We start from the raw sequence: 15,617 nt of genomic DNA on the forward strand, positions 1-15,617 counted from the left end.
TTAATAGACCATAAAAACTAAATCTTTGCCCCAGCAATTCAAGGAGCCTAGGTGTTACTCAAGCTTTTATCGTTGATCATTCTCAGTTTCATTGCCCTCAGCTCTGCGCTATTTTTTATAATTGCCTGCCTTATTTTCATCTTCACTGCCCCCTTTGATAAACGCCTAGTATGCTTGCACTACTTCACCTGCGCTTGGGCAAGCCTGTATTTAATCATAGTGCCTCATTGGCAAGTGCGGCGCCTAGGTTTGCAGCATATCGATAAAAAACAAGCTTATGTCATAGTATCCAACCATCAATCTGGATTAGATATTTTGTTGTCCTTTGCCCTTTTCATTCCCTTTAAATGGGTCTCAAAAATCGAGATGTTTAAAGTGCCATTTGTTGGTTGGAACATGTGGCTTAATCAATACATTGGACTTAAACGGGGCGATAAACACAGCATCAAAAACATGCTCCAGCGAGCCGAGACACACCTTAAACAAGGTAGCTCGGCATATTTGTTTCCTGAAGGAAGCCGCTCTGCCGACGGTAAGCTAAAACCTTTTAAACTAGGTGCGTTTTCTTTAGCAAAACACGCAGAAGTAGCGATATTGCCCATTGCTATTCACGGTACTGGCGAAGCCTTACCTAAAAAAAGTTTACAACTCACAGGCCATCACCCTATTTACATTCAGGTGCTACCCGCTATATCTGCTCAGCAAGTGGCACAAATGGATGAACAAGCTTTAGCGTCACATACTCAGCAAATAATTGCTAAGGCCTTAGCGCAAACGCCTTCTAGTTAGCTGCAAATTTAGCTTAATTACGCTAGGCTTAAGCTAAAGTGAATCGAACAATTAGGAACCCTAACATGCACGAGCGTCGCCAATTTTTGCGAGTTCTTTTTGACCGCCCCGCCTACCTAAACCATGGGGAGCAATCTTGGTCATGCCAACTGTTGGATTTATCGTTACAAGGTGCCTTAGTGACCTTGCCAAATGACTGGGACGAAGAGCTCACTCAGCTAACCTTAACTTTTAGCCTGAGTGATGTTGCAGTAGAAGAACTTAGCATCACCATGGATGTAGAAGTAAAGCATACCCGCAATCAGCAAATCGGTTTACGTTGTTTGCACATTGATATCGAAAGCGCCAGCCACCTAAAACGACTCATTGAGTTAAACCTAGGTGATGACGACTTATTGCATCGCGAGTTAGAGCACTTAGTTGACCAACAGCAAGAAGCGGATTAAACCGCTTCTAAAGCTTCTGCCAACTTACTTACGGCAATCACCTCAAGCCCAGCAATCGCTTGCTTGGGTCGATTGCCCAAAGGCACAATAGCGCGCTTAAAGCCGTGTTTAGCGGCTTCGTTCAAACGTTCTTGGCCATTGCTTACTGGGCGTATCTCTCCCGACAAGCCTACTTCACCAAATACCACCAACTCTTGCGGCAATATTTGATTTCTAAAGCTAGAGACCATGGCCACCAATAAAGCTAAATCGGCGCCAGTTTCTGCGACTCGTACACCACCCACCACGTTAGTAAATACGTCTTGATCAGACATTTGTACACCAGCATGGCGATGCATAACAGCAAGCAACATCGCTAAACGGTTTTGCTCTAGACCAACTGCAACTCGCCTAGGATTCGCCATTTGGCTATAATCAACCAATGCTTGGATCTCGACCAATAGTGGACGGGTACCTTCCCACACTACCATCACGACCGAGCCAGGCGCTGCTTCTTGCCCTCGCGAAAGGAAAATGGCAGAAGGATTAGACACTTCTCGCATGCCCTGTTCGGTCATAGCAAATACACCCAACTCGTTAATCGCACCAAAACGGTTTTTGTTACCACGCAAGGTACGAAAGCGGCCATCGGCATCACCTTCTAACATGATCGAACAATCAATACAGTGCTCCAGAACTTTAGGCCCAGCTAACGAGCCGTCCTTGGTTACATGGCCCACCATAAACATGGCTATATTATGCTGCTTAGCAAAACGGGTTAGCCAAGCGGCACTTTCTCGCACTTGGCTCACACCACCCGGTGCTGATTGAATATCAGCCATGTGCATAACCTGAATAGAGTCAATCACCATCATCTTTGGTTTAACGTCTAAAGCCACCTGGCCAATTTGCTCAACGCTGGTTTCGGCTAGTAACTTTAGCTTGTCTTTAGGCAAGCCTAAGCGCTGTGCGCGCAAAGCGATTTGTTGCAGTGATTCCTCACCCGTTACGTATAAGGTGTCCATGGTTTGCGCCAAACCACACATGGTTTGCAACAACAAAGTACTCTTACCTGCGCCGGGGCTACCGCCGATCAAAATGGCGCTACCAGGCACTACACCGCCACCCAATACCCGGTCAAACTCTTTAAAGCCGGTGGAAAACCGCGGGAGCTCGGCTAGGTCAATGCTCTCTAAGGTTTGGACTTTGCCTGCGGTACTGCCGGCATAACCGGTGAAACGATCATTGCGTGAAGGTGCAGCACTCAAACGTACTTCGCTTATGGTATTCCACGCTTTACATTCACCACACTGTCCCTGCCAACGAGGGAAATCGGCCCCACAGTCGTTACACACATAGGCCGTTTTCGCTTTTGCCATTAACCCTCCAAGCGGTCACATAATGCTAAAATAGTGTTAAAAGTACTTGCCTTGAATCTCTCTCAAGGCACAATCTTTGCTTTGATCTTGAAGATTGTAAAGATTGAGACAGAGTTTTGACAGTAAAACCAATGATTAAGGATTGATACCCAACAACATGTCGGAAAGCAAGCACTACGCCTTAATAGAACGATTACTACCAATATTGGGAAGCAGCGACTTTAACCAAGTATTTAAGCGCGCAACTCAAGACCTTCCTAATAATGAAAGCTTCTTGCTCAAAATGGAAATAAATCGTCTATCCACGCCTTGCCAACGATTGGTCGATCTTCGAGGAAAAGTAGACGGCGAATGCCAAGAGTTTCACTACCAAGGAAAAACCCACTACCTCGATGACACCGCCATTAAAGTATTTAAACAGCAACTTAAACTCTATAACCAGCAATACACCTTAGGCATATACGAGAAACTGCAAACCACCGAGAACAACTTCAAGGTGATGCAGAAGAAAAATATTAGCCCGCAAGAAGCCGCTGCGCGGCGACCCAAAAATATCATCGCTAGAGCAGTACGCTTAGGCCACTATATCGGTAGAAGTGAAGAGCGTATGCACCTTACTGCACCACTGCGAATGGCGGGTGTAGACGGTGCTCTATTTGATGCTAAAACCTCCAATATGTCGGTATCAGGCCTGCGTGCTAAGGTCGATAGCCAACGAGAGTTCTCGGTGGACGAGCATTACTTTGTGTATTTCACAGGTTTAGAAAAAGAGTTTGTAAACCGCGTATTAAGCGCTGGCACCGAATACAAAGTGGTCGGAATCGACCGCAAGGGTCAGCAGCAATGGGTCAGAATGATCGTGGTTGACCCAAGCGAAGAGTTTAATAACTTCTTCAAAAACTTTTTACGCTCTTATCGTGGGCGTTACAAAGTAGATGTCGACAACATTACTGCAGCTGTTATCACCAAAGGTTATGAACAATACTTAATGCCGCGCTTAAGCAGTGTGCCTTTGTATTTTAGCGGCCAAACGCCGGCAAGCCTGCGTTATGCCCTAGCCACTCAAAATAATCTCAACTTACTCTCTTATTGGCGAGATGAAACCAATCACAGCCATTTGTCTCAGCTGTTTCATCCACCACGAATGATGCGTTATCAAGAGTTAGGCCACGGCGAGAGTTTAATATTCTGCTTTACTCATACTGCAAATAATCGCTTATTTTTCTATTCTGCCAGCAGTGAAGAGCTTGCTGAACATCCTGACTTACGCGATCTCTATCTCGCTTTTGGCTGTCGCAAACCCAGCTGGAAGGTATTCAAGTTTCAGTATCAACCCGCCCAAGCCAGCGATGCAAACGTAAGCTCCCCTTTACCTAAAAAAGACTCACCAATAGAGCGAGAACGAGTGGCTAAGGCCCTAGATGGACTAAGCATGGTTGGCTTGTTAAGTGATGTGACCAACCAACACATAGACCAAAGCTACCAACAAGCATATCCCTTAGATGGCAACCCCAACAAACTATCACTGTTCAATCAAAGCAAGCAGCCAAATAATAAGTTTGAGCAGGTCAATTACAAGTATTTGCAACTACGTAAAGAAAATCGCTACCAATACCGTTCCCTAATAGAAGTGGAACATCAAAACAGTAACGAGACTGGCTGGATCAGCGACTTTTCAATTAGCGGAATGAAGATAGAAGTAGAAACGCCGCTAGAATATAGTGTTGGAGACACCGTTTACTTGGCACTACCTCAGTTTCAAAAACTGGTTAAGAGTTTCGAGCTTTCTCACTTAGCCTATGAGGTAACTAACTGCAATAACAGCCACACCATATACAACTTAAAAGTCATCGAAGTAAAAGGCCAGCAACACCAAGGCAGTGCCTTTTTCAAACAACTTATCGACAATAACTTAGACAAATTACCAACGCTTCCCGAAGGTAAAGCTATCGCAGGCTTGTCGGATGCACTACGACAAATTTTCTGTGCGCCGCTATTTTGCCGAGCAATGTTTATCCATAAAGTGCCTGGCGCCTTAGAGGTTAAGTGCGTGAACTATGGCACCTTCGAGCAAGCTAGCGATAACTGGCTAAACATTGATAGCAGTGCTCACACCGCTGATTTGAGTAAGTTTTTAGCCAGCGAAAACCTCGCGTCATTTCTCGCCACTCAATTGCGTAGTCATGCGCCTAGCGATAACCCAGAACAGATTGAAGTGATTACCGTAACCGCCAAAAAAGATGACAAACTGCTTTCGGTGCGTTGTAGCGATAATTTTTCCTCGGTGCAGCAACTACTAGAGTTTGTTCGCTTAAGCTTGGGTCGAGGCAAAGTGCATGCCTTTAACCTGCAGCTATCACGGGTTGGCCGACCCGATACCGAATATATTCAACGCGAACTCGATTACATTAGCCATTATGCAATCCACCGCGCTAAGCAGTTAGAAGACGAACTGTGGAGCGTTGCAGGGGTAATAGAAGTGACGGATGTAACCGAAGAGTTGATGCAGCGCTTTAACTTAAGCACTGCACCCCAGCCTTTAAAACTAAGCAGCTAGCATTTTAGCGGCGCGAAGAATACACACCGCGCCGTCTAAATCACTGTGTTTAATCGACATCTGCGCTTGCTGCTGCACCAGAGGCTTAGCATGAATAGCCACCCCAAAATCAGCCGCTGCCAGCATTTTAAGATCGTTTGCACCATCACCAATTGCCATGGTTTGGCTAGCGGAATACTGCTGTTTAAGCTGCAGCAAAATATCAGCTTTTGCCTGAGCATCAACTACTGGTCCTAATACTTGGCCAGTTAAGTTGTCGTTTTCAATTTCTAGAACATTGGCTTGTACATGGTCAAAACCTAAATCTTGTTGTAAACGCTCAGCGAAATAAGTAAAGCCGCCTGAAGCAATCGCCACTTTCCAGCCAGCAGAGTGGATGGTGTCAATTAAACACTGCAAACCAGGCATCAGCGGCATGTTATCGGCTACCTGCTTTAAGATGCTTTGTGGTGCATCTTTTAACAGCGCCACTCGGCTACGTAGGCTTTGTTCAAAGTCTAGCTCCCCGCGCATTGCCGCTGCCGTAACAGCGCTCACTTGTTCGCCAATATCAGCCAATACTGCAATCTCATCGATACATTCAATTTGAATAGTGGTGGAATCCATATCCATCAACACTACGCCTGGTTGGCTTAAATCTGGTAGCTTATCTAGTACCACCAAATCAAAATTAAACTCAAGCCCCGCCAGCTTATCCTTGCACCATTGGCTATCTGCTTGGCTTTGCAACAATACGCAAATATTGCCCGCTTCTGGCATTAGCCCGCAAAAGTTCAAGGCAGTTGAATCATCAACCAAGGGACGCAATACAGCAAAGTCTGGTATCAGTAGTTCTTTAGCCCAAACTAAAATATAGGCACCGGTTAAAGCTTCTCGAGTTTCAACCAGCCCTTGTTCAGGACAAACCCGGTAGGGAAACTGCTTTAAAGCCACAGACCATTGGCTTAAAGATTGCGGTAAGCTTTCAAGACTATGTGGAGATTGCAAAACGAGATCCTTGTTTCTAAAAATTGCGGCGCATCAAGATAGCGTATTGCTTTTTGGTTTGGCAAGCACCTACAATGGCTTTAAGCATAAAAAAGAGGTTCGTGTGGCCAAATCTGCAGTAAGACGCTATCGAATTATTCAATTCACGCAATTGCTTCTCGCCATTGCGTGTTGTGTTTGGGTACTTTATTACTATGTGACCCTAAAGCACAATGGTGAGCTGTTAATTGAAAATCAAACCGAGAAACTGGCTCGCTCTCTTACCTCGTTAGCGGCCTTAAATGCCGCAGGCTATATTGGTGAAAATAGCCAAGCCGAGCTGAACAAATTGGTTAATGCCTTAGTCAAAGAGCATTTTGTAAAAGATGCCACTATCTATGACCATCAAGGTTTGCGTTTAGCCGAATCACAGCAAGCCTTACCGCTTTCGCAGCTTTTACCCTTAGCGGGTCAAAGCCATACTCCATTAGAGGGCCTAGGTCGTCGACCATACATTGCAGAAATTAGAGGTGAACAAGGTGAAAGCCTAGGCTACTTGCGTATCACCCTAGAGCATACGACCCTGCTGGCCGAAGCGAACACTTACATCACCAATGGCCAATCAAAAATCATGATGATGTTTTTGATGTCGATAAGCATTGGATTTTTGTTAACACGGGTATTATCGAGGAAACGCCATCTTGCCACACTGTTTAATATTAATAAGCGGGCACAGCGAAAAGAAGCGAAAAAGGCTAAGAAACTTCTAGCAGACATTGCTGCTAGAAGTGATAACACTAAAGATAAAAGCCCAGCTTAAAGTAGCGACTCCAGCGTTAGAGTGATCATCTCGTTAAAGGTAGTTTGACGCTCTTCTGCGGTAGTTTGCTCACCACTGCGGATATGGTCAGAAATGGTTACAACACACAAAGCAGCTTTACCACACTCAGCAGCTACGCCGTATAAACCCGCGGCTTCCATTTCTACCGCATAAACATTGTGTTTTTCCATTACGTCGAACATATCAGGCTCTGGCGAGTAGAAAAGATCGGCAGAGAAGATGTTACCTACTTTAGCGTCAATGCCTTGTGCTTTAGCGCTATCTACCGCTGCTCGTAACAAGTCATAGTTAGCAATAGCGGCAAAGTCGTGGCCTTTAAAGCGGCTACGGTTTACTTTTGAGTCGGTACAGGCGCCCATTGCAATTACCACATCACGTAGTTTGATGTCGTTGCTTACAGCACCGGCACTACCTACACGGATAATGTTCTCAACACCGTATTGGGTGTACAGCTCATGGGCGTAAATAGAACAGCTTGGAATCCCCATGCCTGAACCCATTACCGATACACGCTTACCTTTATAAGTACCGGTGTAACCTAGCATATTACGCACGCCAGTGACTTCAACTACGTCTTCTAAAAATGTCTCTGCAATGTGTTTTGCACGTAAAGGATCGCCCGGCATTAATACGGTTTCTGCAAAATCACCGGGTGCTGCATTGATGTGTGGGGTTGCCATATAGTCTCCTAATTAAGTTTGTTCCAAGCAGCTAGCAACTTGCTGCTGCTCGTCATTGTTATTCTTGTAAAAAGCTAGTGCCGTACTCTAAAGCAGGCAGTTTCATGTAATCGGCGATGGTTTGGCCAATGTCGGCAAAGGTATTGCGTTTACCAACATTTTTAGCGGGTAAATTTTTGCCATAAAAAATGACCGGAATATGTTCACGAGTATGATCAGTGCCCGGCCAGGTTGGGTCACAACCGTGGTCTGCGGTAAGAATTACGATATCGTCCTCGCTAAGTTTATCCAGCAATTCAGGTAAACGCTTATCGAAGTATTCCAGTGCAGCAGCATAACCTGATACATCACGACGATGGCCATACGCCGAGTCAAAATCGACAAAGTTAGTGAAGATGATGCTGTTGTCCACTTGGCGATCCATTTCACTCAAGGTTAAATCAAACAAGCCTTCTAGGCCGGTTGCTTTTACCTTGCGAGTGATACCTTGCTGAGCATAAATATCGGCAATTTTACCAATGCTCACTACCTCACCGCCAGCTTCTGCCATGCGGTCTAACAAGGTAGGCGCAGGCGGCAATACCGACAAATCTCTGCGGTTACCAGTGCGGGCAAATTCTTTGGCGCTGTTGCCCACAAATGGACGCGCAATCACTCGGCCAATGTTGTAAGGATCCACTAGCTCACGAGCAATTTCACACAGCTTAAGCAAACGCTCTAAACCAAATGTTTCTTCATGAGCGGCGATTTGAAATACGCTGTCGGCAGAGGTGTAAAAAATCGGCTTACCGCTAGCCATATGCTCTTCACCTAAACGCTCCAGCACTTCGGTGCCCGAAGCATGGCAATTACCAAGATAACCCGGTAAATCTGCACGCTTAACTAACTCGTCAAGTAAGCTTTGCGGGAAGCTATTTTCAGGCTCGCTAAAGTAGCCCCAATCAAACAATACTGGTACGCCAGCAATTTCCCAGTGGCCACTTGGCGTGTCTTTACCGCTAGACATTTCGGCGGCATAACCATAGTTGCCAATAGGCTGAACCTGAGCGTCTAATCCTGGCGGAAATACTCCACAACTTTCGCCGCAGGCTTGGCCCAAACCTAATCGATTTAAGTTAGGAATGGTTAGCGGGCCACTACGGCCTTTATCGGCATTTCCTTGGGCACACTGCTCGGCAATGTGCAGCATGGTATTAGCACCTTGATCGCCAAACTTGTCGGCATCATCACTAGCACCAATGCCAAAGGAATCTAGCATTAATATAATTGCACGTTTCATAAGGGTCTCCTTAACAAGGACCAATACGCTGATAAACAGGGTTTACATCGGCCTGCGCTGAGCTAGGTTCGTCGAGTTTAATCGCATGTTGAATTTGTTTTGCAGCCGTTTGCCAAGCGTCTTCGTCCTTGGCATGCAGCATCAACAAGTTTTGTCCCTTGTCTACCACATCGCCTAACTCTACTAGTTCACTAATGCCCACGCTGTGATCAATGGCGGCTCCCGGCACACTTCTGCCGCCACCTAAGCCTACTACCGCCATGCCCAACTCTCGGCAATCGAGTTGCTTAACCATACCACTTTGTTTTGCGGCTACTGGCTTCACCACCTTAGCTTGAGGCAAGTAATGTTCGCTACGCTCAACAAAATCACTTGGCCCACCTAAAGCACTCACCATTTTGGCAAAACGCTCTAAAGCTGCACCAGAGCTAATGCTAGCGGCAAGTTTATCCTCGGCTTCTTGCTGAGAGCTGGCTAAACCGCTAGATAGCAGCATTTCACTAGCTAAAGCCTTTGTTACCTGATGTAAGCGATGCGCTGAAGTATCGCCTTTTAAATAACGTAAGGTTTCAGCAATTTCTACCGCGTTACCTGCGCTGGGCGCTAACGGTTGGTTCATATCGGTTAGCAAGGCACAGCATTTAACTCCCGCAGCATTAGCCACTTCTACAATACTTTCGGCCAAGGCTTTCGACTGGGCAAAGTTAGGCATAAATGCGCCACTACCAGCTTTTACATCCATCACTAACGCTTCTAGGCCCGAGGCAAGTTTTTTGCTCAAGATAGAAGCAGTAATCAAGGGAATAGACTCTACCGTGGCGGTCACATCACGGATGCCATATAAACGTTTATCGGCCGGAGCCAACTCACCGGTTTGGCCAATAATCGCAATACCCACATCCTTCACAATGCGTTCAAACTGCTGCGATGTGGGGCTGATAGAGTAATTAGGAATAGCTTCTAATTTATCTAAGGTACCGCCAGTGTGGCCTAATCCACGCCCCGAAATCATCGGAACATGACCACCACATGCAGCGACCATTGGCCCCAAGAGTAACGACGTTAAATCACCCACGCCACCGGTAGAATGTTTATCCACTACAGGCCCAGGCAAATTAAGATGATCCCAGTTGAGCACTTGCCCTGAATCACGCATTGCACAGGTAAGCGCGGTAGCCTCGGTACCATTCATACTGTTGAAGTAAACCGCCATGGCAAAAGCGCCAATTTGGCTATCACTTAGTTGGCCGTTGGTAATACCGTCAACCATAAACTGGATTTCTTCCAGCGACAGCGCTTGGCCATCGCGTTTACGTCGAATTATTTCTTGGGGTAACAACATGAGCATTCCTTAACTCTTATCGAAGAATTAACTAATAACCAGCGCCAGCTTGAGCGTTCTCATCACCTGATATAGTGGCTTGCAATGCAGCCAATAAACTTGATGCACCAAAACGGAAATGCGCTTGGTTCAACCAATCATCGCCAAGTGTTTTAGTTGCAAGATCTAGGTAGATTTTCGCTTGTTCGGCGCTTTTAACTCCACCCGCGGCTTTAAAGCCACAACCTGGGTTAAACTCAGCGATTGCTTTTAGCATAATTTCTGCCGCTTCTGGCGTGGCATTTACTGGCACTTTACCGGTAGAAGTTTTAATAAAATCTGCGCCCGCTTTAATCGACAACTCACTGGCTTTAGCAATCAGTTCCGGGCTGCTTAATTCGCCACTTTCAATAATCACTTTTAGCTTTATCTCGCCACAGGCAGCTTTACAGGCTTTAACTAGATCAAAGCCCACTTGCTCATCACCCGCCATTAAGGCGCGCCATGGAAATACAACGTCTACTTCGTCTGCGCCATAGGCTACAGCGGCCTTAGTTTCAGCTACAGCCAACGCCACATCATCTTCACCTAAAGGGAAGTTAGTCACAGTAGCAATTTTCACATCACTCGCATCGTGTTCGGCCAATACCTTACGAGCAAATGGAATGAAGCGTGGATAAATACAAATAGCCGCAACTTGGCCTTGAGCCGATTTAGCTTGAGCACATAAAGCCGCCACACTCTCGCGAGTATCGTCATCATTAAGAGTAGTGAGGTCCATTAAAGAAAGGGCTTGACGCGCCACAGCAGTAAGAGACTGAGACATAACTATTCCTCAAAGTTTAAGATTAAACCTAATGCCAGAGCAGCAATAGATTGAACTGAAATAAAGGCTTCTTGGCATATTGCCAAGAAGCCTTACTAGCTTATAGCAGGCTGAAGAAGAAACCAGCAAGTGCAGCACTCATTAAGTTAGCTAATGATGCAGCCGCTACAGCTTTAAGACCTAGACGAGCAATGTCACCACGGCGTGATGGCGCCATGCTACCTAAGCCACCTAATAAAATTGCAATTGATGATAGGTTAGCAAAACCACATAGTGCAAAAGTAACAATTACTTGAGTGTGCTCTGACAGTGTTTCGCGAATATCAACAAAGTTAATGTAAGCAACAAATTCGTTAACGATAAGCTTTTGACCAATAAAGCTACCTGCTTGAATGGCTTCAGCCCAAGGCACACCAATAATCCAAGCAACCGGTGCGAAGATGTAACCTAAAATAAGCTCAATGGTTAAGCCTTCAACACCAAACCAACCACCGATGCCACCAACCATGCCGTTTAGCAAGGCAATCAAGCCAATAAAGGCAAGTAGCATTGCACCTACATTAAGCGCTAAGTGCAAACCGGTAGAAGCACCACTTGCTGCAGCGTCGATAACGTTAGCTGGGCGATCTTCTTCGGCTAAAGTAGCGTCCATATCTTGCTCAGAAGCATTAGTTTCAGGCTTGATGATTTTAGCCATTAATAGGCCACCTGGTGCTGCCATAAATGAAGCAGCAATCAGGTACTTAAGCTCTACACCTAAACCCGCGTAACCGGCTAATACAGAACCTGCAACCGAAGCCAAACCACCAACCATAATGGCAAATAACTCAGACTCGCTCATTTTAGGAATAAAAGGTTTAACCACAATTGGCGCTTCGGTTTGGCCAACAAAGATATTGGCAGTGGCAGACATAGACTCTGGGCGGCTAGTGCCTAATGCTTTTTGTAGAGCACCACCAATTACCAAAATGATCTTCTGCATGATGCCAAGGTAATAAAGTACCGCGATGAGTGAAGAGAAGAATACAATAATAGGCAATACACGAATGGCAAATACAAAGCCAACACCATTGGCAAACATTGCATCAGTACCTAAGCCACCAAACAAAAAGTTAATACCCGCTTGGGCACTGTCAATAATTGATTGAACACCACCAGATACCGCAGCCAGTACGTCTTGACCAAATGGAAGATATAAAACAAAGGCACCAAAGCCAGCTTGGATAGCAAAAGCTCCCAGCACGGTACGTTTGTTAATTCGTTTTTTGTTATCGGAGAGCAAAAATGCTACCCCTAGTAGCGCAAGCACGCCGACCAAGCTCATGACAGTACTGTTCATACGAGTCCCTATTGTTTAATTATATTTTGTGAAACTTACATCGTTTCTATCTTCCTGCCACCAGCACAAGAAGTCTTCTACAACGTGTCTGTTTAGTATTCCATTACATTCAACTATCTGATCAGGTAACTACCTTAATGCCGACTGAGCTGCAATGGATACTACTGCCGGCGATCATACCTAGGGTTTTTGGCCTAAATGATAACTAGATCAAATCTAATCGACTTATTAGCCGTTTCAGAGACCTTACTTACCAAATGTGTTTATGCCATACTTCTTCCTAAGGCGATTATCGATTCACAACCTTACTAAGCAAACTATAGGAAATATCAAATCTTATACCTAAGCGATTAGCCAAGTTGCTTAACGAATTTGTTACGAAAAAAAACGTTCCAAGACATTTTGGTAGGCCATGCCGCCCAAATAAATACCCAAGATACCAACAATGCCCGATAGCACCGGCGGAGCAGGTAGTGGCAGTTTAATAGCACTAAAAACCACGCCAACCACCGCGCCAGTAATTAAGGCAATAATCACTTCGTACATTTTCTTTCGTCCTTTAAATACGTGGGAACTTGCTAAAGGCACAGCGCTATTGCTGTTTTGCTCCTCAGTTCATGGCTGGCAGTTTAAGTTTCTAAGTTGTTAAAAATCGTGAGACCGATCACGGGATAATAGTCAAAGATTAGTCAAACTAGAGTTAGTTACTAAATATGTTGAAAAGGAATACGGAGTGGCCGCAGCACTTGAACCTGAAAAAGAACAAAAATTCGCCTATAGACAACGGTTTAACTGCTGTAAGAACTGCCGCTGCCCCAATTTTGGATTAACCGAAAGCTCAGACTATTTAGCCGAAAGTCATCAATTGGGTTATCCCGCTTTGCATTGCAAAGCCTGTGGTAGTTACCCACCTCTCGTTGACAGCCACAGCGTAAATTTGATTGTTGAAGAACGTACCAAGCTGCACTTAAGCAAGGCACCCTGTGGTTGCAGCAATTGTGAACCAGGCTTCTTCCTAGGCCCAACTACCGGCGTTAAACGCTACGGAAAAACCGGCGCTAATAGCCAGCGTTACCAATGCCGACAATGCCAAAGCGTATTTACCCAAGTACACGTGAAAGGCAGTGAGCAACTGTGCCGCTTATTCAATTCCTTAAGCTTAGGCCACAGCCCACAGAAAATAATGCAGCAACTGAGCATTGCGCCAAAAATCTATTACCAACTGCTACAGCGCCTATTTCACTGTTTACGGTTTTATTCGCGCCAGCAAGAGGTAATGGCTCTCAAACGCAGGTTTTTAGCAATTCATACCGAAAGTAATGTGCATGAGTTTTCCGAGCAAAAGCGTGTTTGGGCTCTGTGCTCTAGCGAGGCGCAATCAGGTTACGTATTGCTGCATACTCATAACCAAACACAATTGCAGCTTAATGATTCGGTTTACTACCAGCAACAAGCGTCTACTAGGCTACCAGCGCTGCAAGATAGCCCCATTGTAGAGGCCTTAAAGCGCCGTTATCAGCTTACTTTGAACCGCTATCATTTTGAAGATTTACACTACGGTCCCACCTCGCATCTGCGCGGTACTCAAATTATTCAACCGGCAATTTGTGCTTACGCACACTTTCAACTATTGTCTAGTTTTACCCACCAAGTTAAGCATTTTCACCACTATATCGAACACGAAAGTAGTATCCGCGGTGCTGCTCTCATGAGCTGTGTTGAACAAATACGTGAAAAATCTGCCGATGTGTATTACATCTATCAGCACCCTCGCACTCAATCAGATATGGGCGCTGCGGGTAACAAAGTAGGTTGGTGGAATGACCGCTGGTATCCAGCTCCTTTTGGAGCGTTTTGTGGCATTAGTTCAGGCCAGCAAGTCCCCGATCCCATCGACTTACCTCGTCCACAAGCTTGCCAGAACTTCTTTGAACACCTTGAGCAAAACATGTCGAAGCAGCTGAAAAGCGCCAGCTCGGTTGACGCCTTATTTGAAATTAATCGTGCCCTATTTAACTACGTCATCACCGACCAAAACGGTGAGACACCTGCCATGCGACTAGGCGCCAGTGAACAGCCACTAAGTGGAACCACGTTAGTAAGTGCAGCCGTAGCCGCCGTTAATGCCGACCATATCGACAAATTTAAGGCATAAACCTGAGTAGGCTTGCTAACTAGCTTAAGTGTCTATTCGCCAGCAAAGCCATAGAGCTTTAAGATTCTATTCTTAAAACTTGTAGGCTGTTGTCCCATAGGCGCTGCTCAAGCTCTTGAGGTGATTCGCCGCGCAGCGCTGCTAATTGCTCAAAAATAACTGAGAGATTAAGTGGCGTATTGTGCTGTTGTTGCATCTCAAACAAAGGCATATCTGGCGCGTCGGTTTCTAGCACCAAAGCATCTAGCGGTAGGCGTTTTAAGGCCTTGCGCGTTTTTTCTGAACGCGGCCAAGTAATGGTGCCGCCTACGCCAATTTTAAAACCCAAATCAACAAAGCGGCTAGCTTGTACATAGCTGCCACTAAAACCGTGAATAATCCCGCCTTGGTCAAAGTGGGCTCGTTTTAGTAAATGAGCAACACGATCATGCAGTCGCACCGAATGGATAAGTAAGGGCAAAGCTTGTTGTTGTGCCGCCTTTATTTGCCAATTAAAGGCAAACTCTTGATGAGCGTTGGTTTCAGGGAAACGACCGTCTAAACCACACTCTCCCCATGCACTTAGCCGCTCTCGATGTTGTTGCACTATTTGGCCTAAAGCCTCTAGTTCGCCGAGCAATAACTCAGGCTCTCCGAGCAAGGCATTTTTATCTAAAAAGCATGGATGGTAACCCAGGGCAATTTTCAACATTTTTAGGGAAGATAGGTCGACTACGGTTTGCCAGTTTTCTGGGCCCACAGCAGGTACTAAGCAGCCTTGTATATTGCAGCGTTTGAACTGTGCTAAGTAACTGGGTAAATCCTGCTTAAATGGCGCGAAGTCCAAGTGACAATGGGTGTCAAACCAGGCCATTACTCGCCTTTGTCCTGTTTAGGGTGCTCTTGAGGAATGCAACTTCGACAGGGTTTGTCCAAACCATTTTTATGGAGCCAGCTATCGTAACAAGCAATATAGTGGCGAAAAAGCCTGATTATTCGAGCTACCATAGACAACCTCTTCTGCTGAGCTTCATGTCACTTATAGTAATTTTACCCACATATATAGGTAATATCTCTTAAA

15 protein-coding genes are annotated in these 15,617 nt (G+C 45.6%); 5 read left to right on the top strand and 10 right to left on the bottom strand.

All coding sequences use genetic code 11. From position 1 onward, the window contains the following. The first annotated feature begins 51 nt into the window (after window positions 1-51). Together K5L93_RS05765 and K5L93_RS05770 are read left to right on the top strand one after the other, a co-directional pair. Window positions 52-789, top strand: coding sequence for a lysophospholipid acyltransferase family protein (locus K5L93_RS05765; RefSeq protein WP_220718863.1), 738 nt, complete (start codon window positions 52-54; stop codon window positions 787-789). Between the two features lie 65 nt (window positions 790-854). After that, window positions 855-1,235 (top strand): PilZ domain-containing protein, encoded by a 381-nt coding sequence (locus K5L93_RS05770; RefSeq protein ID WP_220718864.1) that lies wholly within the window; start codon window positions 855-857, stop codon window positions 1,233-1,235. On the opposite strand, the gene radA is transcribed toward K5L93_RS05770, so the two are convergent. After that, window positions 1,232-2,593 (bottom strand): DNA repair protein RadA, encoded by a 1,362-nt coding sequence (gene radA, locus K5L93_RS05775; protein ID WP_220718865.1) that lies wholly within the window; start codon window positions 2,591-2,593, stop codon window positions 1,232-1,234. The genes K5L93_RS05770 and radA overlap by 4 nt on opposite strands. Before the next feature lie 157 nt (window positions 2,594-2,750). Between radA and K5L93_RS05780 the strand changes: the two genes are divergently transcribed. After that, the gene (locus tag K5L93_RS05780; protein WP_220718866.1) at window positions 2,751-5,150 is read left to right on the top strand and encodes a PilZ domain-containing protein; all 2,400 of its coding nucleotides are present in this window, start codon (window positions 2,751-2,753) and stop codon (window positions 5,148-5,150) included. Here K5L93_RS05780 and serB read toward each other — a convergent pair. Further along, window positions 5,139-6,137 carry a phosphoserine phosphatase SerB gene (serB, locus tag K5L93_RS05785; RefSeq protein ID WP_246614996.1) on the bottom strand — a complete coding sequence of 333 codons (999 nt, stop codon included), beginning with the start codon at window positions 6,135-6,137 and terminating at the stop codon, window positions 5,139-5,141. The two genes, K5L93_RS05780 and serB, sit on opposite strands and share 12 nt — an antisense overlap. Before the next feature lie 10 nt (window positions 6,138-6,147). Between serB and K5L93_RS05790 the strand changes: the two genes are divergently transcribed. Further along, entirely contained in the window at window positions 6,148-6,936 is a 789-nt protein-coding gene (locus K5L93_RS05790; protein WP_220718867.1) for a YtjB family periplasmic protein, read from the top strand. Here K5L93_RS05790 and deoD read toward each other — a convergent pair. From deoD to K5L93_RS05820, 6 genes are all read right to left on the bottom strand, one after another. Beyond that, a complete protein-coding gene (gene deoD / locus K5L93_RS05795) occupies window positions 6,933-7,637 on the bottom strand; it encodes a purine-nucleoside phosphorylase (RefSeq protein WP_016401416.1) in 705 nt (234 codons plus the stop codon). The two genes, K5L93_RS05790 and deoD, sit on opposite strands and share 4 nt — an antisense overlap. Window positions 7,638-7,695: 58 nt before the next feature. After that, window positions 7,696-8,916 (bottom strand): phosphopentomutase, encoded by a 1,221-nt coding sequence (locus K5L93_RS05800; protein ID WP_220718868.1) that lies wholly within the window; start codon window positions 8,914-8,916, stop codon window positions 7,696-7,698. A gap of 10 nt (window positions 8,917-8,926) precedes the next feature. Then, window positions 8,927-10,258 (bottom strand): thymidine phosphorylase, encoded by a 1,332-nt coding sequence (gene deoA / locus K5L93_RS05805; RefSeq protein WP_220718869.1) that lies wholly within the window; start codon window positions 10,256-10,258, stop codon window positions 8,927-8,929. 31 nt (window positions 10,259-10,289) lie between these two features. Further along, window positions 10,290-11,063 carry a deoxyribose-phosphate aldolase gene (deoC, locus tag K5L93_RS05810; RefSeq protein ID WP_220718870.1) on the bottom strand — a complete coding sequence of 258 codons (774 nt, stop codon included), beginning with the start codon at window positions 11,061-11,063 and terminating at the stop codon, window positions 10,290-10,292. A 100-nt stretch (window positions 11,064-11,163) separates the two neighbouring features. Beyond that, window positions 11,164-12,402, bottom strand: coding sequence for a NupC/NupG family nucleoside CNT transporter (locus K5L93_RS05815; protein ID WP_220718871.1), 1,239 nt, complete (start codon window positions 12,400-12,402; stop codon window positions 11,164-11,166). Window positions 12,403-12,777: 375 nt separating this feature from the next. Then, entirely contained in the window at window positions 12,778-12,948 is a 171-nt protein-coding gene (locus tag K5L93_RS05820; protein WP_220718872.1) for a XapX domain-containing protein, read from the bottom strand. A 187-nt stretch (window positions 12,949-13,135) separates the two neighbouring features. Between K5L93_RS05820 and K5L93_RS05825 the strand changes: the two genes are divergently transcribed. Continuing rightward, window positions 13,136-14,557, top strand: a complete 1,422-nt coding sequence (locus K5L93_RS05825) for a hypothetical protein (protein WP_220718873.1) — start codon at window positions 13,136-13,138, stop codon at window positions 14,555-14,557. Between the two features lie 58 nt (window positions 14,558-14,615). Here K5L93_RS05825 and K5L93_RS05830 read toward each other — a convergent pair whose 3' ends face one another. Next, entirely contained in the window at window positions 14,616-15,410 is a 795-nt protein-coding gene (locus K5L93_RS05830; protein WP_220718874.1) for a TatD family hydrolase, read from the bottom strand. After that, the gene (locus tag K5L93_RS20295; RefSeq protein WP_507762605.1) at window positions 15,410-15,544 is read right to left on the bottom strand and encodes a DUF5363 family protein; all 135 of its coding nucleotides are present in this window, start codon (window positions 15,542-15,544) and stop codon (window positions 15,410-15,412) included. The genes K5L93_RS05830 and K5L93_RS20295 overlap by 1 nt, the downstream gene beginning before the upstream one ends. Window positions 15,545-15,617 lie beyond the last annotated feature (73 nt).

This window comes from Agarivorans litoreus (genome assembly GCF_019649015.1).
Taxonomy (GTDB): domain Bacteria; phylum Pseudomonadota; class Gammaproteobacteria; order Enterobacterales; family Celerinatantimonadaceae; genus Agarivorans; species Agarivorans litoreus.

Excerpts from the sequence above, each read along its gene's own strand:
- K5L93_RS20295 (WP_507762605.1), bottom strand. The coding sequence starts at position 15,544 with ATGGTAGCTCGAATAATCAGGCTTTTTCGCCACTATATTGCTTGTTAC.
- K5L93_RS05815 (WP_220718871.1), bottom strand. The coding sequence starts at position 12,402 with ATGAACAGTACTGTCATGAGCTTGGTCGGCGTGCTTGCGCTACTAGGG.
- radA (WP_220718865.1), bottom strand. The coding sequence starts at position 2,593 with ATGGCAAAAGCGAAAACGGCCTATGTGTGTAACGACTGTGGGGCCGAT.
- deoC (WP_220718870.1), bottom strand. The coding sequence starts at position 11,063 with ATGTCTCAGTCTCTTACTGCTGTGGCGCGTCAAGCCCTTTCTTTAATG.
- K5L93_RS05770 (WP_220718864.1), top strand. The coding sequence starts at position 855 with ATGCACGAGCGTCGCCAATTTTTGCGAGTTCTTTTTGACCGCCCCGCC.
- deoA (WP_220718869.1), bottom strand. The coding sequence starts at position 10,258 with ATGTTGTTACCCCAAGAAATAATTCGACGTAAACGCGATGGCCAAGCG.
- deoD (WP_016401416.1), bottom strand. The coding sequence starts at position 7,637 with ATGGCAACCCCACACATCAATGCAGCACCCGGTGATTTTGCAGAAACC.
- K5L93_RS05800 (WP_220718868.1), bottom strand. The coding sequence starts at position 8,916 with ATGAAACGTGCAATTATATTAATGCTAGATTCCTTTGGCATTGGTGCT.
- K5L93_RS05780 (WP_220718866.1), top strand. The coding sequence starts at position 2,751 with ATGTCGGAAAGCAAGCACTACGCCTTAATAGAACGATTACTACCAATA.
- K5L93_RS05820 (WP_220718872.1), bottom strand. The coding sequence starts at position 12,948 with ATGTACGAAGTGATTATTGCCTTAATTACTGGCGCGGTGGTTGGCGTG.
- K5L93_RS05830 (WP_220718874.1), bottom strand. The coding sequence starts at position 15,410 with ATGGCCTGGTTTGACACCCATTGTCACTTGGACTTCGCGCCATTTAAG.